Annotated in this window: 1 protein-coding gene; it reads left to right on the top strand. The window is 48.1% G+C overall.

Features of this window, described 5'->3' with window-relative positions; translation table 11 throughout:
- The coding region (locus AB4585_RS24130) for a CNNM domain-containing protein (RefSeq protein WP_372171284.1) at positions 1-310 on the top strand (310 nt) is incomplete at both ends.

The raw sequence follows: 310 nt of genomic DNA, 5'->3' as shown, positions 1-310 counted from the left end.
GTCTGATATCGATCGCCCACTGGCTTCGATTCTGACACTAAATACCATTGCTCACACCATAGGTGCAGCAAGCGCAGGTGCACAAGCGTCTGTGGTATTTGGAAGCCAATGGCTAGGTGTGTTTTCTGCAGTGCTTACCCTTGGCATTCTGATTCTTTCAGAGATTGTGCCAAAAACGATTGGTGCGACCTACTGGCGCCAACTAGCACCAACTTCAGCAGGAATACTAAATTGGATGGTATGGATGCTACGACCTTTCGTTTGGTTCTCTGAGCAGATAACCAAGCGTCTATCTCGTGGCAATGTAGCT

The organism is Vibrio sp. 10N.222.49.C9, from assembly GCF_041474985.1.
Classification (GTDB): Bacteria; Pseudomonadota; Gammaproteobacteria; order Enterobacterales; family Vibrionaceae; genus Vibrio; species Vibrio crassostreae_C.
This window is presented reverse-complemented; position numbering and strand designations above follow the sequence as displayed.